We start from the raw sequence: 16,866 nt of genomic DNA, 5'->3' as shown, positions 1-16,866 counted from the left end.
CATTTATATGACCTCTGTTGATTCTAACAAGCATACAAAAGCCAAAGCCTTAAAACCCGGTAGCCGTCGCCCTGCCAAAGAACTGTGCAGTGAATGCGGACTATGTGATACATACTATATTCACTACGTCAAGGAAGCCTGCGCTTTTATCAACCAGCAGATAGACACCTTAGAAGAACAAAGCCACAGCCGTTCTCGGAATCTCGGCAACCTCGATGAACTCTACTTTGGTGTGCATCAAGACATGATGGCAGCACGGAAACAGCAACCCATCGAAGGCGCACAATGGACAGGTATCGTCAGCACCATCGCCATAGAAATGCTGAATCGCGGCTTAGTTGAAGGCGTTGTCTGTGTGCAAAATACCAAAGAAGACCGCTTTCAACCCATGCCTGTAATTGCTCGCACCCCAGAAGAAATACTGGCAGCACGGGTCAATAAACCAACACTTTCACCCAACCTTTCTATCTTGGAACAGGTAGAAAAATCAGGGATGAAGCGACTATTAGTAATTGGTGTTGGTTGCCAAATTCAGGCACTCAGGGCGGTAGAAAAACAACTAGGTTTAGAAAAGTTATACGTTCTAGGCACACCCTGTGTAGATAATGTCACCCGCGCCGGACTGCAAAAATTCTTAGAAACCACCAGCCGATCGCCTGAGACAGTAGTACACTACGAATTCATGCAAGACTTCCGTATTCACTTCAAGCATGAAGACGGTTCAATTGAGAAAGTACCATTCTTCGGCTTAAAAACTAATCAACTGAAAGATGTCTTCGCCCCCTCCTGCATGAGTTGTTTTGATTACGTCAACTCCCTAGCCGATTTAGTCGTTGGCTACATGGGCGCACCCTTCGGCTGGCAATGGATTTTAGTTAGAAATGATACAGGCAAAGAAATGCTGGACTTGGTGCAAGACCAGATAGACACCCAACCTGTGATATCCCAAGGTAACCGAAAAGAAGCCGTACAGCAGGGAATTCCGGCTTATGACAAAGGCGTAACCTTACCAATGTGGGTGGCGAAAATGATGGGTGTGGTGATTGATAAAATCGGCCCCAAAGGTTTAGAGTATGCGCGGTTCTCGATTGATTCGCACTTTACCAGGAATTACTTGTATGTGAAGCGGAATCATCCTGAGAAGTTGGAGGCGCACGTACCGGAGTTTGCTAAACGGATTGTTGGGCAGTATAAGTTGCCGGAGTGATGTTTCGCGCAAAGGCAAGGCAGCGCGTTGGGCGGGTTCCCCGACTTGAAGCGACTGCCGCGCAGAGGCGCGAAGAGAGAGGATAGATGACTGAGAATGAGATAGCAAAGCAAATTGTTGATGCTGCATACAAGATTCATACAAGCTTAGGGCCGGGTTTGTTTGAATCTGTGTATGAGTCCGTTCTAGCTTATGAGTTAGAAAAGCGGGGGCTTTGGGTAACAAGGCAACAGATTATTCCTGTAATTTACGAAAGTGTACGCTTAGAGGAAGGCTTTCGGGCAGACTTAATTGTTGAAGATAAAGTAATCATTGAAATTAAGTCTTTGGAAGCAATACATCCAGTACACAAAAAGCAACTGTTGACATACCTTCGCTTAACAGACAAGCACCTTGGCTTGCTGATAAACTTAGGTGAAGAACTGATTAAAGACGGCATCACACGACTTGTGAATGGGTTGTAAAGTTAATTTCGCGCAAAAATGCAAAAAGCTCTTTGTGCCTTTGCGCCTTTGCGCGAAACAATTCTAACCCTGGCCTACAGCGTCAATTGCCGCCTCTAAGGCGATCGCCACATGAGTCCAATGAGTCCCCCCTTGGCAATAAACTATATAAGGCTCCCGCAAAGGCCCATCCGCCGAGAATTCCAATGTACTTCCCTCAATAAACGTTCCCCCAGCCATCACAACTTTACTCTCATACCCCGGCATAGCATCAGGCACAGGGTCTAGATAAGAACCCACCGGAGAATTCTGTTGTACAGCTTTACAAAAAGCAATTAACTTTTTCGCAGAACCCAGCTTAATCGCCTGAATCACATCACCACGCGGCGCAAGCGGCGCAGGATTCACCGGATAACCAAGCTTGTCAAAAACATAACCCGTGAGAAAAGTTCCCTTCATAGCCTCACCCACCATCTGCGGCGATAAAAATAAGCCTTGGAATAACAAGCGATTTTGGTCAAAGGTCGCACCGCCATAACTTCCAATACCGGGTGCAGTTAAGCGACAAGCGGCGGCTTCTACCAAGTCAGCACGGCCAGCTACGTAACCGCCTGCCGTGACAATAGTACCGCCAGGATTTTTAATTAAGGAACCCGCCATTAAATCAGCACCAACGTGGGTGGGTTCTTGAGTTTCGATAAATTCGCCGTAGCAGTTATCAACGAAGCAAACGGTATCGGGATTTTGCTGTTTAACTAGATGCACAATCTTTTCAATATCAGCAATGGATAAGCTAGGCCGCCAGGAATAGCCACAAGAACGCTGAATTAAGACTAAACGCGTCTTGTCATCTATAGCATGGCTTAAAGCTTCCCAATCGATAGATCCTTCAGGAGTTAAGTCCAATTGGCGGTATTTTATGCCAAACTCAATAAGGGAGCCTTGGCCTTGACCCCGTAGCCCAATCACTTCTTCGAGCGTATCGTAGGGAGAGCCGACAACTGCTAACATCTGATCACCAGGACGGAGTACACCAAAAAGGGCGCAAGCGATCGCGTGAGTTCCCGATACAAACTGCACTCGCACGGCCGCCGCTTCCGCACCCATTACTTCCGCAAAAACTTTGTCTAAAGTTTCTCGTCCTAAATCATCATGACCGTAGCCACTCACACCAGCAAAGTGGTGCGCTCCTACGCGCTGATTACGAAAGGCATCCAGCACTCTTTTTAGATTATGCTTGACCTGAGCGTCAATTCCAGAAAAAATCTCTATCAATGCCTGTTCTGCTTGCCGCAGCTGTTCCAAGCTGTTCATTACTTCCTCATTAATAAAAAATTATAGATATGCGGATTTTGCGATCGCGCAGATTAGGCTGAACAATTTCAATACAGGTTACTGCATGACAATTGCTACTACAACTAAACCTCAAATCAATTGGGTAAATACCCTCTTTTTCGTTGGTCTACACATCGGCGCTCTATTTGCCTTTGTCCCTAGCAACTTTAGCTGGACGGCAGTTGGTGTGGGTTTCTTACTTTACTGGATAACTGGTGGTTTAGGCGTTACTTTAGGTTTTCATCGCCTTGTGACTCACCGCAGTTTCCAAGCTCCCAAGTGGTTGGAATATATCTTAGTGTTCTTCGGGACACTATCCTGCCAAGGAGGGCCAATCGAGTGGGTCGGGACACACCGCATTCATCATTTACATTCCGATACTGACCCAGATCCCCATGATTCTAATAAAGGCTTCTGGTGGAGCCACATGGGTTGGCTAATTCACAAATGTCCCGCTCATGCTGATGTTCCTCGCTTTACCAAAGATATTGCCGAAGACCCAGTTTATCAGTTTTTAGAAAAATATTTCATTCTCATCCAAGTTGCACTCGGTTTATTATTGTTGTTTCTAGGCGGTTGGCCGTTTGTTGTTTGGGGAATTTTTGTTCGCATTGTCTGGGTTTACCACTGCACCTGGTTAGTGAACAGTGCTACCCATAAATTTGGCTATCGCAGCCATGAATCTGGTGATAACTCAACTAACTGTTGGTGGGTAGCTTTATTAGTATTTGGCGAAGGCTGGCACAATAACCACCATGCTTTTCAATACTCAGCCCGTCACGGTTTGGAATGGTGGGAAATCGACTTAACTTGGATGACAATTCAATTTTTGCAATTCTTAGGTTTGGCTACAAATGTAAAACTTGCAGACAAAAAACAGTAAGTCGTTTATCATTTGTCATTAGTCATTGGTCTACCAATGATTAATGACAGAGGAATTTCTGAGTAATCAAAATATCCATTCGTCAGATCTAAAATAGCCGCCAAAAACTACTTACGGGTGTGCTTAGGTAGCTAAAGTTGCTATAATCCAGAGCGTTAATGTAAAGAAAATTTGGTGCAAGTTACTTTTGGGTGACTTGGTGGAGGAGTTTGTTGTTTTTCGGGTTTTCATGACTACATCAATAATCAAGACGCAAGAAATAAGCAAAGACCTTAGTGATTCCCAACTAAGGTTAAAAGATATTATCAAAACTTTGCCAAAAGAATGTTTTCAAAAAAATCGTCGCAAAGCTTGGACACAAGTTTTCATAAGTGTTTTGATGGTAGGTTTAGGCTACTATAGTTTGACGATTTCTCCCTGGTTTCTTTTGCCTATTGCCTGGATTTTTACAGGTACAGCTTTAACAGGTTTTTTTGTTATTGGTCATGACTGCGGTCATCGTTCATTTGCCAACCGGCGGTGGGTTAATGATTTAGTAGGGCATATCTTTATGATGCCGTTAATCTACCCTTTTCACAGTTGGCGGATTAAGCATAATCATCACCATAAACATACAAACAAGTTAGACGAAGATAATGCTTGGCATCCCATCCGACCAGAAGTTTTTGCAAGTTGGGATAAAACTCGTCAATCTGCTTTTGAATTGTTCATGCGGAAGCGTCTCTGGTGGGTAGGTTCCATAGGGCATTGGGCTGTTGTGCATTTTGACTGGCGCAAATTTAAAGTTAAAGACCAAGGCAGTATCAAACTTTCGGTTGCTGTAGTAGTAATTTTTGCCGCAGTTGTCTTTCCTACCCTCATCGCTACAACTGGTATTTGGGGATTTGTCAAATTCTGGCTTGTGCCTTGGTTGGTTTATCATTTCTGGATGAGTACCTTCACCATTGTTCACCACACATACCCAGACGTTCCTTTTGAGGAAGCAAGCAAGTGGAACGAAGCAATGGCACAGCTATTTGGCACTATTCATTGCGATTATCCTCGTTGGGTAGAGATACTTTGCCACGATATTAATGTCCACGTACCGCATCACCTTTCTACTGCTATTCCCTCTTATAATTTGCGGCTAGCTTACAGCAGCATCAAAGAAAATTGGGGGGATTCTTTGCATGATGAATTGAAGTTTTCTTGGCCTTTAATGAAGCAGATTACAGACCAATGTCAACTGTATGTAACTGATGTTGGTTATCAAACTTTTAACGAATATTACGCAGGTAAATAAGCAAAAAAGCAATTAAAATCGCCATGAGCATTAAGCTTATATAGTAGAGCGGTTATTCGCCTGCAAATTCTATATATTCTGGCAATTCTGCCTCAGTGATTATTGCTAATTGAATTGCCAGATATTTTTGTCTTGCGTGTATACAAACATCGCAGGTATTACAGAGGTGAATTTCAACCTCAAACAATGTCCGATTTATATTCATCAAAGAATCAAGTGCAATCAAATACCATCTCTTTCGACAGTTCTCGTGTCAATGAAGCTTCTGAGGATACAACTAAACTACCCTTTACTCTTCAGGATTTAAAAGCTGCTATCCCAGATGAATGTTTTCAACCCAATGTCAGCAAATCACTGTTTTATTTCGTTCGTGACATTCTGATTATTGGTTCGCTTTATGCAATAGCTCATTACCTTGATTCTTGGTTTGTCTGGCCTATTTTTTGGCTAATGCAAGGCACAATGTTTTGGGCTTTATTTGTTGTCGGACATGACTGCGGACACCAATCTTTTTCTAAGCATAAATGGCTTAATGATTTAATTGGACATTTGTCTCATACACCGATATTAGTTCCTTATCATGGTTGGCGCATCAGCCATAGGACACATCATAAAAATACTGGCAATATCGATAATGATGAAAGCTGGTATCCTTTGACAGAATCGGACTATAAGCAAATGCCCATAGAACAAAAGATAGTTCGATACTATTTATTTTTATTGGCCTATCCATTGTATTTGTTTAAGCGTTCTCCTAATAAAAAAGGTTCTCACTTTTCACCTAATAGCCCACTCTTCAAGCCATCAGAAAAATGGGATGTAATTACTAGTACAGTTCTGTTGGTTGGTATGGTAGCGTTGTTGGGTTTCCTTACCTATCAATGGGGTTGGATGTGGTTGTTGAAATACTACGCTGCACCATACATCGTGTTTGTAATTTGGTTAGATTTAGTCACATTCCTACATCACACTGAAGCTGAACTTCCTTGGTATCGTGGCGAAGATTGGACTTTTCTTAAAGGTGCAATTTCTAGTATTGATCGCAATTATGGTTTGTTCAATCACATCCACCATGATATCGGTACTCATGTTGCCCATCACATCTTCCTGAATATCCCTCACTACAACTTGTTAAAGGCAACTGAAGCGATTAAACCTGTTATGGGTGAGTATTACCGCAAGTCTGAAGAACCGATTTGGAAATCTTTATGGCGTTCATCCGTTACCTGTCGTTTTGTACCTGATGAAGGCGGAAAGGTTTATTACACCTCCAACCAAAAATAACTCCTCAATTTAGAGGTCTGATTATTCCGAAAAGTCCGCCGACGCGGACTTTTTTTTAGGCTTATGTATACTGCAAAGCAGAACCTGTTTTTATTCAGTGTTGGGAGGTGGCAATTTCTGAGTTATGGCCACCTGTGTTTGAGTGATGAAATTGACTACGAATTTTGCCATTAACGAGTAAATTTTAAAACCGTCCATTCCCCTGTACAATATGCTTGACTGTAGTCAATGTTTCTAAACTAATAAATCCGCGACGGTGGCCTTTTTGGTTGGACATTCCTAAAAATACTGAATCTCCCCGCGAAGGGTTACGGGAGAAACGCGGGGTAGTATTGATGTAGGTAGATGCACTATTTACGCCTAAAGCAAACTGCCGACTTTCTTGATAAGATTCCGTCACGATACAATCAGCATGACCGCTACTGTGTTGGTTAATCCAGGCGATCGCAACTTCTAAGCTATCCACTAGTTTAAAGGCTACTGTCTTCGTTAAGTAGGGACTACTCCATTCGCTATCTTTAGCTAATTGCAATTGGGGGAAGGCTTCGACTAACTCGGCATCTCCTTTAATTTCAAAGCCTTTCTCCTTCAAACTATTCCACAGCACTGCTAAGGATGAAGGCATAGCTTGACGGTGAATTAATACCTTTTCTATCGCATTGACGGGATCGGGTTCGCTTTGATGGCTATCGAGAATCATCCAGCGTACCATCTCTAAGCTGCTATTTAGCGACCAGTAAAGGTAACAGTTACCCATCGCTGATTTCAAGGCTGGACAAGTTGATTGCCGCATCACCTGCTGCACCAAGCTAGAACGTCCGTAGGGGATGACTAAATTCACATATTGGTCTTGTGTAACCAAATCTCGGATAGAAGCACCGTGTTCGGCAGTTACTAGTTCAACACAGCCTGGTGGTAAACCAACTTCCTCAATTGCACTTTGCAGTACCTCTGCGATCGCGGCGTTAGAATGGCTAGCTTCTGTACTACCCTTAAGGATGATACAATTGCCAGTTTTAATACACAAACCTGCGGCGATCGCACCTAAGTCAGGAAATGCCTCATAAATAAATCCAATTACTCCCAGAGGCATTAACTGAGAGTAACTTTGAGAATCTTCTGGTTGAAAATCAGCATTCCGCACCCTTCGTAGAGGATCTGATATTTCACCCAAGCGTTGCAGAATTTCTACTGTGAGTTCTAACCTTTGGGGAGTGAGTTTCAGCCAGTCTAAAATCAACTCTGGCACGGCCATTTCTTTACTGGCTTCTAAATCCAGGGTATTGGCTTCTAAAATGTCATCAAAAGACTGTTCGAGGGCTTGTGCCATCGCCAACACAGCGCGGCTACGGTCTCCTCCCTTTGTAAACCCCAACTTCAGGGAAGCCTGATAAGCGCGTTTAGCACTCTTCATCGGTTCAGGGTCGGGGTAATCGTACAAAACTTCAACAGTCATGGAGTTAACGTCGGTAAGTAAGCCAAACCATAATCAGTGCTGGCATGATAGCTAATAGCACTGCCACCATTGCCCAAACAACTATGCTGGAACCATTGGATAATTTCAAGGCTAATGGCAACCAGATAATCACTGGCACAAAAATAATGCCTAAAGCTATTGGCAGATAACTGTCTACCAATTTTGGATGAATAATATGCCAAGTGCTTCCTGTCCATCGCCAAGCCCTTTTATAGGGATAGGTGGTTGAAAGTTGTTCTAGGATATGGCCATTATCTTCGACAACAAAGATTTGTTGACAGCGATCGCAGCCAAATGCTTCTGTGAGGGTAATCGGAACTAACCGTCCCTTACGACGGGGGCAGGGACAGGGATATTCCTGGTTAAAATCTATTTTTTCGGGTTTTTGAGGATGCACAAGCGTTCTACTAACTTGGGCTAAATTTTGATAGTTGGGGATTCTATTTCCAGCTTAATGCTTAGAAAATTAGTTTCCTTGCGAAGTTAGGCAAAGACTGCCATGATGCACAACAGACAGTTGTTGACTTTTTGTGTAGCTAACAAGGTGATTTAAGAGGCTCATAATTTTCATCTGTAGCTTTTAAGATAATATAGTCGAGTTTTTTAAGCGGTTATTGTGCTGACATATCTAATACAATTCTAAGCTTACGCCGCAACTACTTTGAAAACAAAACATTCGGTAAGGCTGGGTTCACAAGGCAGCCCTGATAAAATCAGTTTCACCGCAAAATATAAAAATATATTTCCCCTAAACCTTTACATCCCCACACCCCTGTTTCCAGACAAAAAGCCGAAGACTTTTTAGCCTCATTTTTACTCACCTGCTAATTGTCTAGGTTCAGAATGGCTCTTTGCTCAAAATAGATTGTGGCTAACTTTCTGCCAAGAGGTACTGTTTACCTGATAACGCCGCTATTTAACTAACTACTTTTAATCTAGTGTAATATAACAGCAATCCAACGAATTAAAGATGCTGAAAAGATATATTTTTTCAGCATCCTTAACTTGTACACTAAATGTTAGTCTTTTATTTAGAGAGCGGGTAACGCGATTCGAACGCGCGACATCAACCTTGGCAAGGTTGCGCTCTACCACTGAGCTATACCCGCAAACTTCACATTATTTATATTGCCAGAGATTTTTTGATTTGTCAACCCCTAAATTTTAGTCAATGGTCATTTGTCCTTTGTCATTAGACCATTGACCATTGACTATTGACTGCTAATTATCGACTCTTGACTATGAGCCGCAGGTAAAGGTTGAGGATTTAAAGGGTATGGTTCTGTGAGATTAGAACGCAATTTCCGCATCAGGCTTGCCATTTCTAGCGCATTCATCGCATAATCCCAGCCATGATTGCCTTTAATCCCTGCTCGTTCTAAAGCTTGCTGCATCGTGTCTACTGTCAAAATGCCAAAAATCACGGGTACTCCCGTTTGAAAGCTAGCAGCAGCTATGCCCTTGGATACTTCCGCCGATACGTAATCAAAATGGGGAGTTTGACCCCGAATTACCGCACCTAAACAAATTATGGCATCGTAACGCTGCGAAAGTGCCAGTTGACGAGCAACAACTGGTACTTCAAAACTTCCCGGAACCCAAACATAGTCCACCTGATTGCCGTGGGGATTAGGATCTACACCGTGGCGTTTTAAGCAATCTTGACATCCTTCTAGCAGCTTGCCAGTAACAAGGTCATTGAAACGACCAATAACCAATGCGAAACGCAAGGGTTCAGTTTGAGTAAAAGTTCCCTCAAAAACTGCCATGACTGCCTCTTCATCAACTATACTCTTGCCAATATACATTCCTTCTTTGTATATGGTTGAGATGAAGGCCACAATTAACTACCAAAAAAAGTAAAAAGGTAAATTTCAGCAATTTACCTTTTTCTTTTGCTATAAGGTTTAGGCTATTTTTTTACGCCTAAACCACAAAAAAGTTTAATACACCAACTAAAAGCACTAAAGCAATCCAAACACCAGAACCTAGCCACAACAATCTTTTAGATTCAACCCAGTTTTGGGGAGTAGCATAGGCAACAGGAACGCCTACAACTAAAACAAAAGACAACAAAACAAGCGATACTAAAGCCAACTGGAATATAATCGTCATTTTTCCTTCTCCCAAGACAGCGTAATACTAAAGATAGAATATCCTAAAGGGCGACACTGACTGTTTTTCCTATTTGTTAACCTAGCAGAAATTGATACACTTTGGTCAAGAAGAAGGGTGTTGGGGGTAGGGTGTTGGGTGTAGTGAAAACTGTGTTGTCAGGGGCTTGTATCCCCCACCAACACAATTGCCCTCAAGGGCAGGGCTTGTATAGATGGCAGTTGTTGGGGCTTTTTCTTCCCTGCACCCTACACCCACTCAGCCCACACCCCGCCCCAACGGGGCTTGGTCATTTGTCCTTTGTTTAAGCACCAATGACTAATAACCAATGACTAATGACTATGGATTTAATTCTTTGCCATACAACAGCTGATTTTGATGCTTTGGGAGCAGCAGTAGGTCTAACTTGCTTGCTTCCTGGTAGCAAGATTGTATTGACTGGCGGCGCGCACCCACCTGTCAGGGATTTTTTGGCGTTACATCGAGATGAGTATCCGCTAATTGAAAGACGTTCAGTGAATCCGCAAAGTATTCGGTCAATCACAGTTGTGGATGCACAATATCGCGATCGCCTGGGTAAAGCTGCTGAGTGGTTAGATTTACCCAATGTAAAAGAGATTGTAATTTATGACCATCACTTAGAGCAAGAGGGGGATATTCCCGCGACGCGATCGCATATTGCCCCGGTAGGAGCTTGCACAACTTTAATGGTGGAGCAGTTGCAACAACAGGAAGTTTCTCTCACACCAGCCCAAGCTACAGTTATGGCTTTAGGTATCCATGTTGATACAGGTTCCTTAACTTATGATTCAGCAACAGCCCGTGATGCCCTCGCCTTGGCTTGGTTGATGCAGCAAGGAGCTAGTTTATCAGTCATTTCTACTTATCGTGACCCTGGTTTATCGCCGCAATTGCAACAGCTATTAACAACGGCACTGCAAAACTTAGAATATATTTGCTTGCGTGGTTATAGCATTGCCTGGGTAACTTTAAAAACAGATGAGTTTGTCCCAGGGTTATCGAGTTTAGCGTCTCAACTAGTAGAGTTAAGCGAGATTGATGCTTTATTACTAGCAAACGAATACCCCTTGGGAGAAGATGATACACGATTAACCGTGATTGGGCGATCGCACATTCCTGGTGTCAATCTTAACCAGTTATTCCAACCCTATGGCGGAGGCGGTCATTCTCAAGCAGCATCCCTGAACACACGCGGAGTAGATACCCAAGCAACCTTAGAGAAACTTTTAGAAGAGTTAAAAAAATCAATTCCCCATCCTCTCACCGCCAGAGATTTAATGTCCTCCCCAGTCCGCACTATCCGTCCCGACACTACTATTGAAGAAGCACAACGGATTTTATTACGTTACGGACATTCTGGTTTATCAGTAGTCGATACTCAAGGGCAGTTGGTAGGAGTTATTTCTAGACGAGATTTAGATATCGCCTTTCACCACGGCTTTAGTCATGCACCAGTCAAAGGCTACATGACTACCAATATCAAAACTATTACCCCAGATACTACCCTGCCACAAATCGAGTCACTGATGGTGACATACGATATTGGACGTTTACCAGTTTTGGAAAATGGGCAATTAGTTGGTATCGTCACCCGTACTGATGTTCTACGGGAGTTACATCAAGCAGATGATGAATTTGAAAGTTTAAGTCCTCAACAGTCAGGACTCAGCACTCAACTACTCACCACCAACTTACAATCACGCCTTGCACCTCAACTGTGGCAATTACTCACCATCGCATCCCAAGAAGCAGAAAAACGCGGTTGGCATCTTTATCTGGTCGGTGGTGCTGTACGAGACTTGCTGTTAGCCGGAACAGCAGACAAATTAATGATTAAAGATATTGACTTGGTAGTAGATGGCTTTCACAAATCAGCAGATGTCGGTGCTGGTGTGGAACTAGCAAAAGCACTCCAAACAATTTACTCAGCCGCACGTTTAGAAATTCATGGCGCTTTTCAAACAGCAGCTTTATTGTGGCACAAAGACCCAGAATTAGATTCATTGTGGGTAGATATTGCCACCGCTAGGACAGAATTTTATCCTTACCCAGCAGCCAACCCAGAAGTTGAAGCCAGTTCTATTCGCCAAGACTTGTATCGTCGAGATTTTAGCATCAACGCAATGGCACTGCGGCTGACAACTCCCCGCGCGGGAGAATTACTCGATTTTTTTGGTGGTTTAATCGATTTACAAGCCAAGCAAATTCGGGTTTTACACGCCAATAGCTTTATTGAAGACCCCACCCGTATTTATCGCGGTGTGCGCTTTGCTGTGCGCTTCGGATTTGAATTTGAACCGCAAACAGAAGAATATATCCGCTATGCCATTAACAGTGGAGTTTACGATCGCACTGCTCAAGAGAATAGCAGAACTCCGGCACTGCAAACGCGATTGAAAACCGAATTGAAACACATCTTAGAAGCATCGTACTGGAAATCAGCTTTGCAATTACTCGACAATTTGCAGGCGTTGCAGTGTATCCATCCTACCCTCACCTTAGACGCAGAACTACTGCGCCAACTACGCTTATTAGAACGCTGTCTGCAAAGATTTGATCCCCAAACAACCCTAATTCACTGGCAAATGCGCCTCGAAGCCTTAATTGCCCACCTAGCACCAACATATCGCGTCAAGGTAGCACATAATCTGCAATTACAAGAAGAGAGCATTCAACGCTTACAAAATTTAGCCCAAGCGCAAGCTGACGTAACCCAATCTTTACCTCAGTGTCAGCAACCTAGCCAAGCGGTGCATTTGCTGAGAAAGTATGACTTACCAATGCTAATTTTAATTGCCTTGCAAAGTCCGCGATCGCTCAGACGAAAAATCTGGCATTACTTAACAGTATGGGCAAATATCCAACCAATATTAAATGGCAACGACCTCAAAAAATTAGGTTACAAACCAGGGCCACAATATCGCCAAATGCTAGATGATCTCCTCGCCGCAACCTTAGATAAAGTAATTACAAATACAACAGAAGCCAAAGAATTTTTAACCCAAAATTACCCTAAATAAACCGCGCCCTCATCTCTGCGACTTTGCGCCTTTGCGCGAAAAAAATAATTTATCCGTTATATATTTTATGCAAACACAAACACCAAAAAAACACTACACCCCAGAAGAATATCTCCAACTAGAAGAAACATCAGAATTTAAAAATGAATACTATGATGGAGAAATTTTACCAATGGCAGGCGGCACTACCAACCACAATGAAATAGCAGGTAATTTTTACGCTAATTTCAAACTGAAGATGCGAGGTAAAGATTACAAAATCTACATGGGAGATGTCAGACTATGGATACCTCGTTATCGCATCTACACATATCCTGATGCCATGATAATTGCAGGAGAACCAAGATATGAAGGAACTGGCACTACTACCGTTACCAACCCTTCAATAATTATAGAAGTATTATCTAAATCCACAGAAAACCATGATAGAACCAATAAATTTAGGTTTTATCGTTCTATTCCAACATTTAAAGAATATATTATAGTTGACCAATATGAATACCTAATTGAGCAGTACGCTAAAAATGATAATGCACAATGGGTATTAACAGAGTATGAATCTATTGATGTATTATTATCACTCCAGACAATAGACTTTCAAATTTCACTTAATGATATTTATGCAGGCGTAAATTTTGAGTTAGAAAAATAATTGCAATAATAGGCAATCACATCTGTCTCGCCACAGCCATTCCAAACATTTTAAAAATAAAATTATTTGTCGCAGATGTAGTTCAGTTTCCCAGGGAGGCTCATCACTATATAAATCACCGGGAGGAAAAATAACATCTTGATGGATGCCTTCTTGAGCAATAGTCATAGATTTGGATGCGGCATCAATATTAATGGGTTTATTTTAGCAGTGTTATGGGTAGCGATCGCTTGGTAAACTAATAGCTGCTGTATAAATTGGTGACAAAACTAACTATAGACTGATGACTGATCCCCTAAAATTTTGAGGGATGTTGAAAAGTCCAGCTTAAATTATTAGAGTGAACTTAACAGGTCTTAATAGTTCTTTTTAAAAATTGTGCAGGAAGATTTTAGGTTAATTGTCGATTTAGTGTCAGTTTTGGCAGTTGCAGCCTGTGGCGGACTGTTGGCATCCCTTTTACGGCAACCGGTGCTGTTGGGGTATCTCATCGGTGGGATGGTTGTCGGCCCAGCTGGCCTGGGATTGATTAAAGAGGTGATTCAAGTAGAAACCTTGGCGCAATTCGGGGTGGCCTTCTTGCTATTTGCCTTGGGCGTAGAATTTTCCTTTGCAGAACTGAAAAAAGTAAAAGCGATCGCGCTTGGTGGAGGTGGGCTACAAATTGCCTTAACAATCCTGATTACTGTTGTGGTGTGTGGAGTCACAGGAGCTTGGGGCAGCTTACCCGCTAAAGGTGTATTCTTGGGATCAATTTTGTCCTTGTCTTCCACCGCAGTTGTCCTCAAATGCTTGATGGAGCGTAACGAAACCGAAACGCCCCACGGCCAGGTAATGCTGGGTATTCTGGTAGTACAAGACTTGGCTTTAGGACTGATGCTTGCCGTCTTACCTGCCCTTCATGAACCAGGTGAAGTCATCGGTATGGCAGTTTTAACAGCCTTAGTGCGAATTGGTTTATTTGCCGCCGGGGCAGTAGTGGCAGGAATTTGGTTGATACCGCCATTATTGCGAATGCTGGCCCGCACTGAAAGCAAAGAATTATTTTTATTAGGTGTAGTAGCCCTGTGTTTGGGTATTGCGTTACTCACAGAATATTTGGGTCTGTCCATTGAGATGGGAGCGTTCGTCGCCGGCTTGATGATTTCGGAGGTGGAGTACGCTGATCAAACCCTGACTTATGTCGAACCACTACGAGATATTTTTGCTAGTTTGTTCTTTGCTGCCATTGGGATGCTTATTGACCCAGTGTTTTTATGGAACAATCTGGAATTAATTTTAGGGTTAGTGGCACTGGTGTTTGTGGGTAAGTTTTTGATTATTACCCCTTTAGTGAAGCTGTTTCGCTACCCGTTAAAAACAGCATTAATCGCTGGGTTGGGACTAGCCCAAATTGGGGAATTTTCCTTTGTTCTTGCTAGTGAAGGACAAGCATTGGGACTGGTTTCCCGACGCATATATTTATTAATTTTGGGAACTACAGCAGTCACACTCGTACTTACTCCGTTTGTTTTGCGGCTACTACCATTCTTGTTTAACTTTGCCGAATCGATGCCTTGGCTAAAACCTTATTTAGCTGGGGAAGGTGAAGCACAAGATGTATCAGACGATTTGCCCTTCAAAGACCATGTGGTAGTCTGTGGTTATGGAAGAGTAGGCAAAAATTTGGTGAAGTTATTGCAGCAGCATGACTTGCCAGTAGTAGTGATTGACCAATCAGAAAGTCGAATTCAGCAATTACGAGACGCTGGAGTGCCTTACGTTTACGGCAATTGTGTAAGTTTCCATGTTCTAGAAACTGCTGGGGTAAACCATGCCAAAGGAATGGCGATCGCACTTCCTGACCCCATGAGTACCCGTCTATGCCTAAAACGTGCCTTAGAGTTGTGTCCAGAACTAAATTTGGTTGTCCGCGCTACTCAAGACAAAAATATTGAATTACTTTACCAACTGGGAGCCAGAGAAGTAGTACAACCAGAGTTTGAAGCGAGCTTAGAAATGGCAACCTATCTATTAAATGACATAGGTTTCTCGCCATTTGTAGTCCAACGGGAAATGCAACAAATCCGCAATGACCATTACCTAGACTTACGTCCAGAGCGTTCTGCTTCGGAAGTTTCCCGCGATTTATTCCAAGCCACCCGCGATTTAAATCGTCGCTGGTATCCCCTACCATCTACTTCTCCTCTCATTGGCATGAGCTTAGAAGAAGCAGATATGCGCTACTTAACAGGGGTAAGTTTGATGGCAATTCGCCGCGCTAACGGTAATGAAATTGATTATCCCAATAATCAAACCAAATTAGAAGAAGGCGATCGCTTGTTAGTTGTCGGTGCAACGGAGGAATTAGCAGCCTTAGAAGAATTCGCTCAGGGTAAAATAGCCGTTCCCGGAGAAAATAGTGCTTGCCAGTGGATTTTAGTCAATGCTGATTCTGCTGTTTTTGGCAAAACCCTCACAGCTTTAGATATCCAGCAAAAATTTAGCGTAGAGGTACAAGCGATTCGCCGTGATGGTAAGTTTATCCGCCATCCTGAGGGGAACACCGATTTGCGAGTTGGTGATCAGGTTTTGTTATGTGGTAACTTACCCAATCTGAATCAACTACAACCATTATTTACAGTAGCCCGCAAAGTGCCTGTATCTATCCCGACAGTAAAAGTAGAGGAGTCACAATCTCTCAAAGAACTTTCGCCTTGAGACTCCAAAAATAATTAACCTTTAGGCTGGAAGTAGGCGATCGCTTGCTTCCAAATTGTCGTTTGCTGGCTGTTTTCATCGACAATACACACACAATTTGGGTCTTGCCAGACAATCTTACCTGTCAGCAGGTCGCCTGTCACCAGCTTGAACTCTACAATGGCTGCTTGTTTAACCAGATTTTGCATCTGCCGAATGCTAGGCAGTGAAGTATCAAATTCAGTTGTCGGCATTTTGGGTAATGATGTATGCACAATAAAAAATTGTTTAAATAATAAGATTGGAAACTATGAAAGATAAAAGCTAAAGAATGTATATATGAAGCGGTTAGCCACAGGCTAGGATAATATTTCATACTAGCCTGCGGCAAGCCGCTAAAAGCGTCTACATACTTCATACTAGCCTGCGGCAAGCCGCTAACGCGTCTACATACTTTCCTAATCATTG

Annotated in this window: 14 protein-coding genes, 1 tRNA gene and 1 pseudogene; 8 read left to right on the top strand and 8 right to left on the bottom strand. The window is 42.8% G+C overall.

Annotated elements, in window-relative coordinates; genetic code table 11:
* Positions 1-7: 7 nt before the first annotated feature.
* Both H6G76_RS22270 and H6G76_RS22265 read left to right on the top strand, forming a co-directional pair.
* Positions 8-1,207 carry a Coenzyme F420 hydrogenase/dehydrogenase, beta subunit C-terminal domain gene (locus H6G76_RS22270; RefSeq protein ID WP_190705661.1) on the top strand — a complete coding sequence of 400 codons (1,200 nt, stop codon included), beginning with the start codon at positions 8-10 and terminating at the stop codon, positions 1,205-1,207.
* 86 nt (positions 1,208-1,293) lie between these two features.
* Positions 1,294-1,671, top strand: coding sequence for a GxxExxY protein (locus H6G76_RS22265; protein WP_190705658.1), 378 nt, complete (start codon positions 1,294-1,296; stop codon positions 1,669-1,671).
* A 63-nt stretch (positions 1,672-1,734) separates the two neighbouring features.
* Here the strand turns inward: H6G76_RS22265 and H6G76_RS22260 are convergent, their stop codons facing one another.
* Positions 1,735-2,964: a methionine gamma-lyase family protein gene (locus H6G76_RS22260; protein WP_190705656.1), complete on the bottom strand. Its 1,230-nt coding sequence runs from the start codon at positions 2,962-2,964 to the stop codon at positions 1,735-1,737.
* Between the two features lie 85 nt (positions 2,965-3,049).
* Here H6G76_RS22260 and H6G76_RS22255 point away from each other — a divergent pair, with 85 nt between their 5' ends.
* From H6G76_RS22255 to H6G76_RS22245, 3 genes are all read left to right on the top strand, one after another.
* On the top strand, positions 3,050-3,868 hold the full coding sequence (locus H6G76_RS22255; RefSeq protein WP_190705653.1) for an acyl-CoA desaturase: 819 nt from the start codon (positions 3,050-3,052) through the stop codon (positions 3,866-3,868).
* Positions 3,869-4,097: 229 nt separating this feature from the next.
* On the top strand, positions 4,098-5,150 hold the full coding sequence (locus tag H6G76_RS22250) for a fatty acid desaturase (protein WP_190705650.1): 1,053 nt from the start codon (positions 4,098-4,100) through the stop codon (positions 5,148-5,150).
* A 216-nt stretch (positions 5,151-5,366) separates the two neighbouring features.
* Positions 5,367-6,434: a fatty acid desaturase gene (locus H6G76_RS22245; protein ID WP_190705738.1), complete on the top strand. Its 1,068-nt coding sequence runs from the start codon at positions 5,367-5,369 to the stop codon at positions 6,432-6,434.
* A 184-nt stretch (positions 6,435-6,618) separates the two neighbouring features.
* Here the strand turns inward: H6G76_RS22245 and H6G76_RS22240 are convergent, their stop codons facing one another.
* The 5 genes from H6G76_RS22240 to psbZ form a co-directional block, all read right to left on the bottom strand.
* Positions 6,619-7,890 carry a glutamate-5-semialdehyde dehydrogenase gene (locus tag H6G76_RS22240; RefSeq protein ID WP_190705649.1) on the bottom strand — a complete coding sequence of 424 codons (1,272 nt, stop codon included), beginning with the start codon at positions 7,888-7,890 and terminating at the stop codon, positions 6,619-6,621.
* Between the two features lie 4 nt (positions 7,891-7,894).
* Positions 7,895-8,308, bottom strand: coding sequence for a hypothetical protein (locus tag H6G76_RS22235; RefSeq protein WP_190705646.1), 414 nt, complete (start codon positions 8,306-8,308; stop codon positions 7,895-7,897).
* A 640-nt stretch (positions 8,309-8,948) separates the two neighbouring features.
* Positions 8,949-9,020 (bottom strand) — tRNA-Gly (locus tag H6G76_RS22230).
* A 102-nt stretch (positions 9,021-9,122) separates the two neighbouring features.
* Positions 9,123-9,680, bottom strand: coding sequence for a 6,7-dimethyl-8-ribityllumazine synthase (gene ribH, locus H6G76_RS22225; protein ID WP_190705735.1), 558 nt, complete (start codon positions 9,678-9,680; stop codon positions 9,123-9,125).
* A 157-nt stretch (positions 9,681-9,837) separates the two neighbouring features.
* The gene (gene psbZ, locus H6G76_RS22220; protein ID WP_190705643.1) at positions 9,838-10,026 is read right to left on the bottom strand and encodes a photosystem II reaction center protein PsbZ; all 189 of its coding nucleotides are present in this window, start codon (positions 10,024-10,026) and stop codon (positions 9,838-9,840) included.
* 341 nt (positions 10,027-10,367) lie between these two features.
* Between psbZ and H6G76_RS22215 the strand changes: the two genes are divergently transcribed.
* Both H6G76_RS22215 and H6G76_RS22210 read left to right on the top strand, forming a co-directional pair.
* A complete protein-coding gene (locus tag H6G76_RS22215) occupies positions 10,368-13,067 on the top strand; it encodes a CBS domain-containing protein (protein ID WP_190705733.1) in 2,700 nt (899 codons plus the stop codon).
* Positions 13,068-13,134: 67 nt separating this feature from the next.
* On the top strand, positions 13,135-13,719 hold the full coding sequence (locus H6G76_RS22210) for a Uma2 family endonuclease (RefSeq protein ID WP_190705640.1): 585 nt from the start codon (positions 13,135-13,137) through the stop codon (positions 13,717-13,719).
* A gap of 15 nt (positions 13,720-13,734) precedes the next feature.
* Here H6G76_RS22210 and H6G76_RS22205 read toward each other — a convergent pair.
* Positions 13,735-13,887 (bottom strand): annotated as a pseudogene (locus H6G76_RS22205) (Uma2 family endonuclease); the annotation flags it as partial.
* A gap of 210 nt (positions 13,888-14,097) precedes the next feature.
* Here H6G76_RS22205 and H6G76_RS22200 point away from each other — a divergent pair.
* Positions 14,098-16,419, top strand: a complete 2,322-nt coding sequence (locus tag H6G76_RS22200) for a cation:proton antiporter (protein WP_190705639.1) — start codon at positions 14,098-14,100, stop codon at positions 16,417-16,419.
* A 14-nt stretch (positions 16,420-16,433) separates the two neighbouring features.
* Here H6G76_RS22200 and H6G76_RS22195 read toward each other — a convergent pair whose 3' ends face one another.
* A complete protein-coding gene (locus tag H6G76_RS22195) occupies positions 16,434-16,652 on the bottom strand; it encodes an Hfq-related RNA-binding protein (RefSeq protein WP_190705637.1) in 219 nt (72 codons plus the stop codon).
* Positions 16,653-16,866 lie beyond the last annotated feature (214 nt).

Source organism: Nostoc sp. FACHB-152, from assembly GCF_014697475.1.
GTDB lineage: Bacteria > Cyanobacteriota > Cyanobacteriia > Cyanobacteriales > Nostocaceae > Nostoc_B.
Note: the sequence above shows the minus strand (reverse complement) of the source record. Positions and strands in the feature narration are given on the sequence as shown.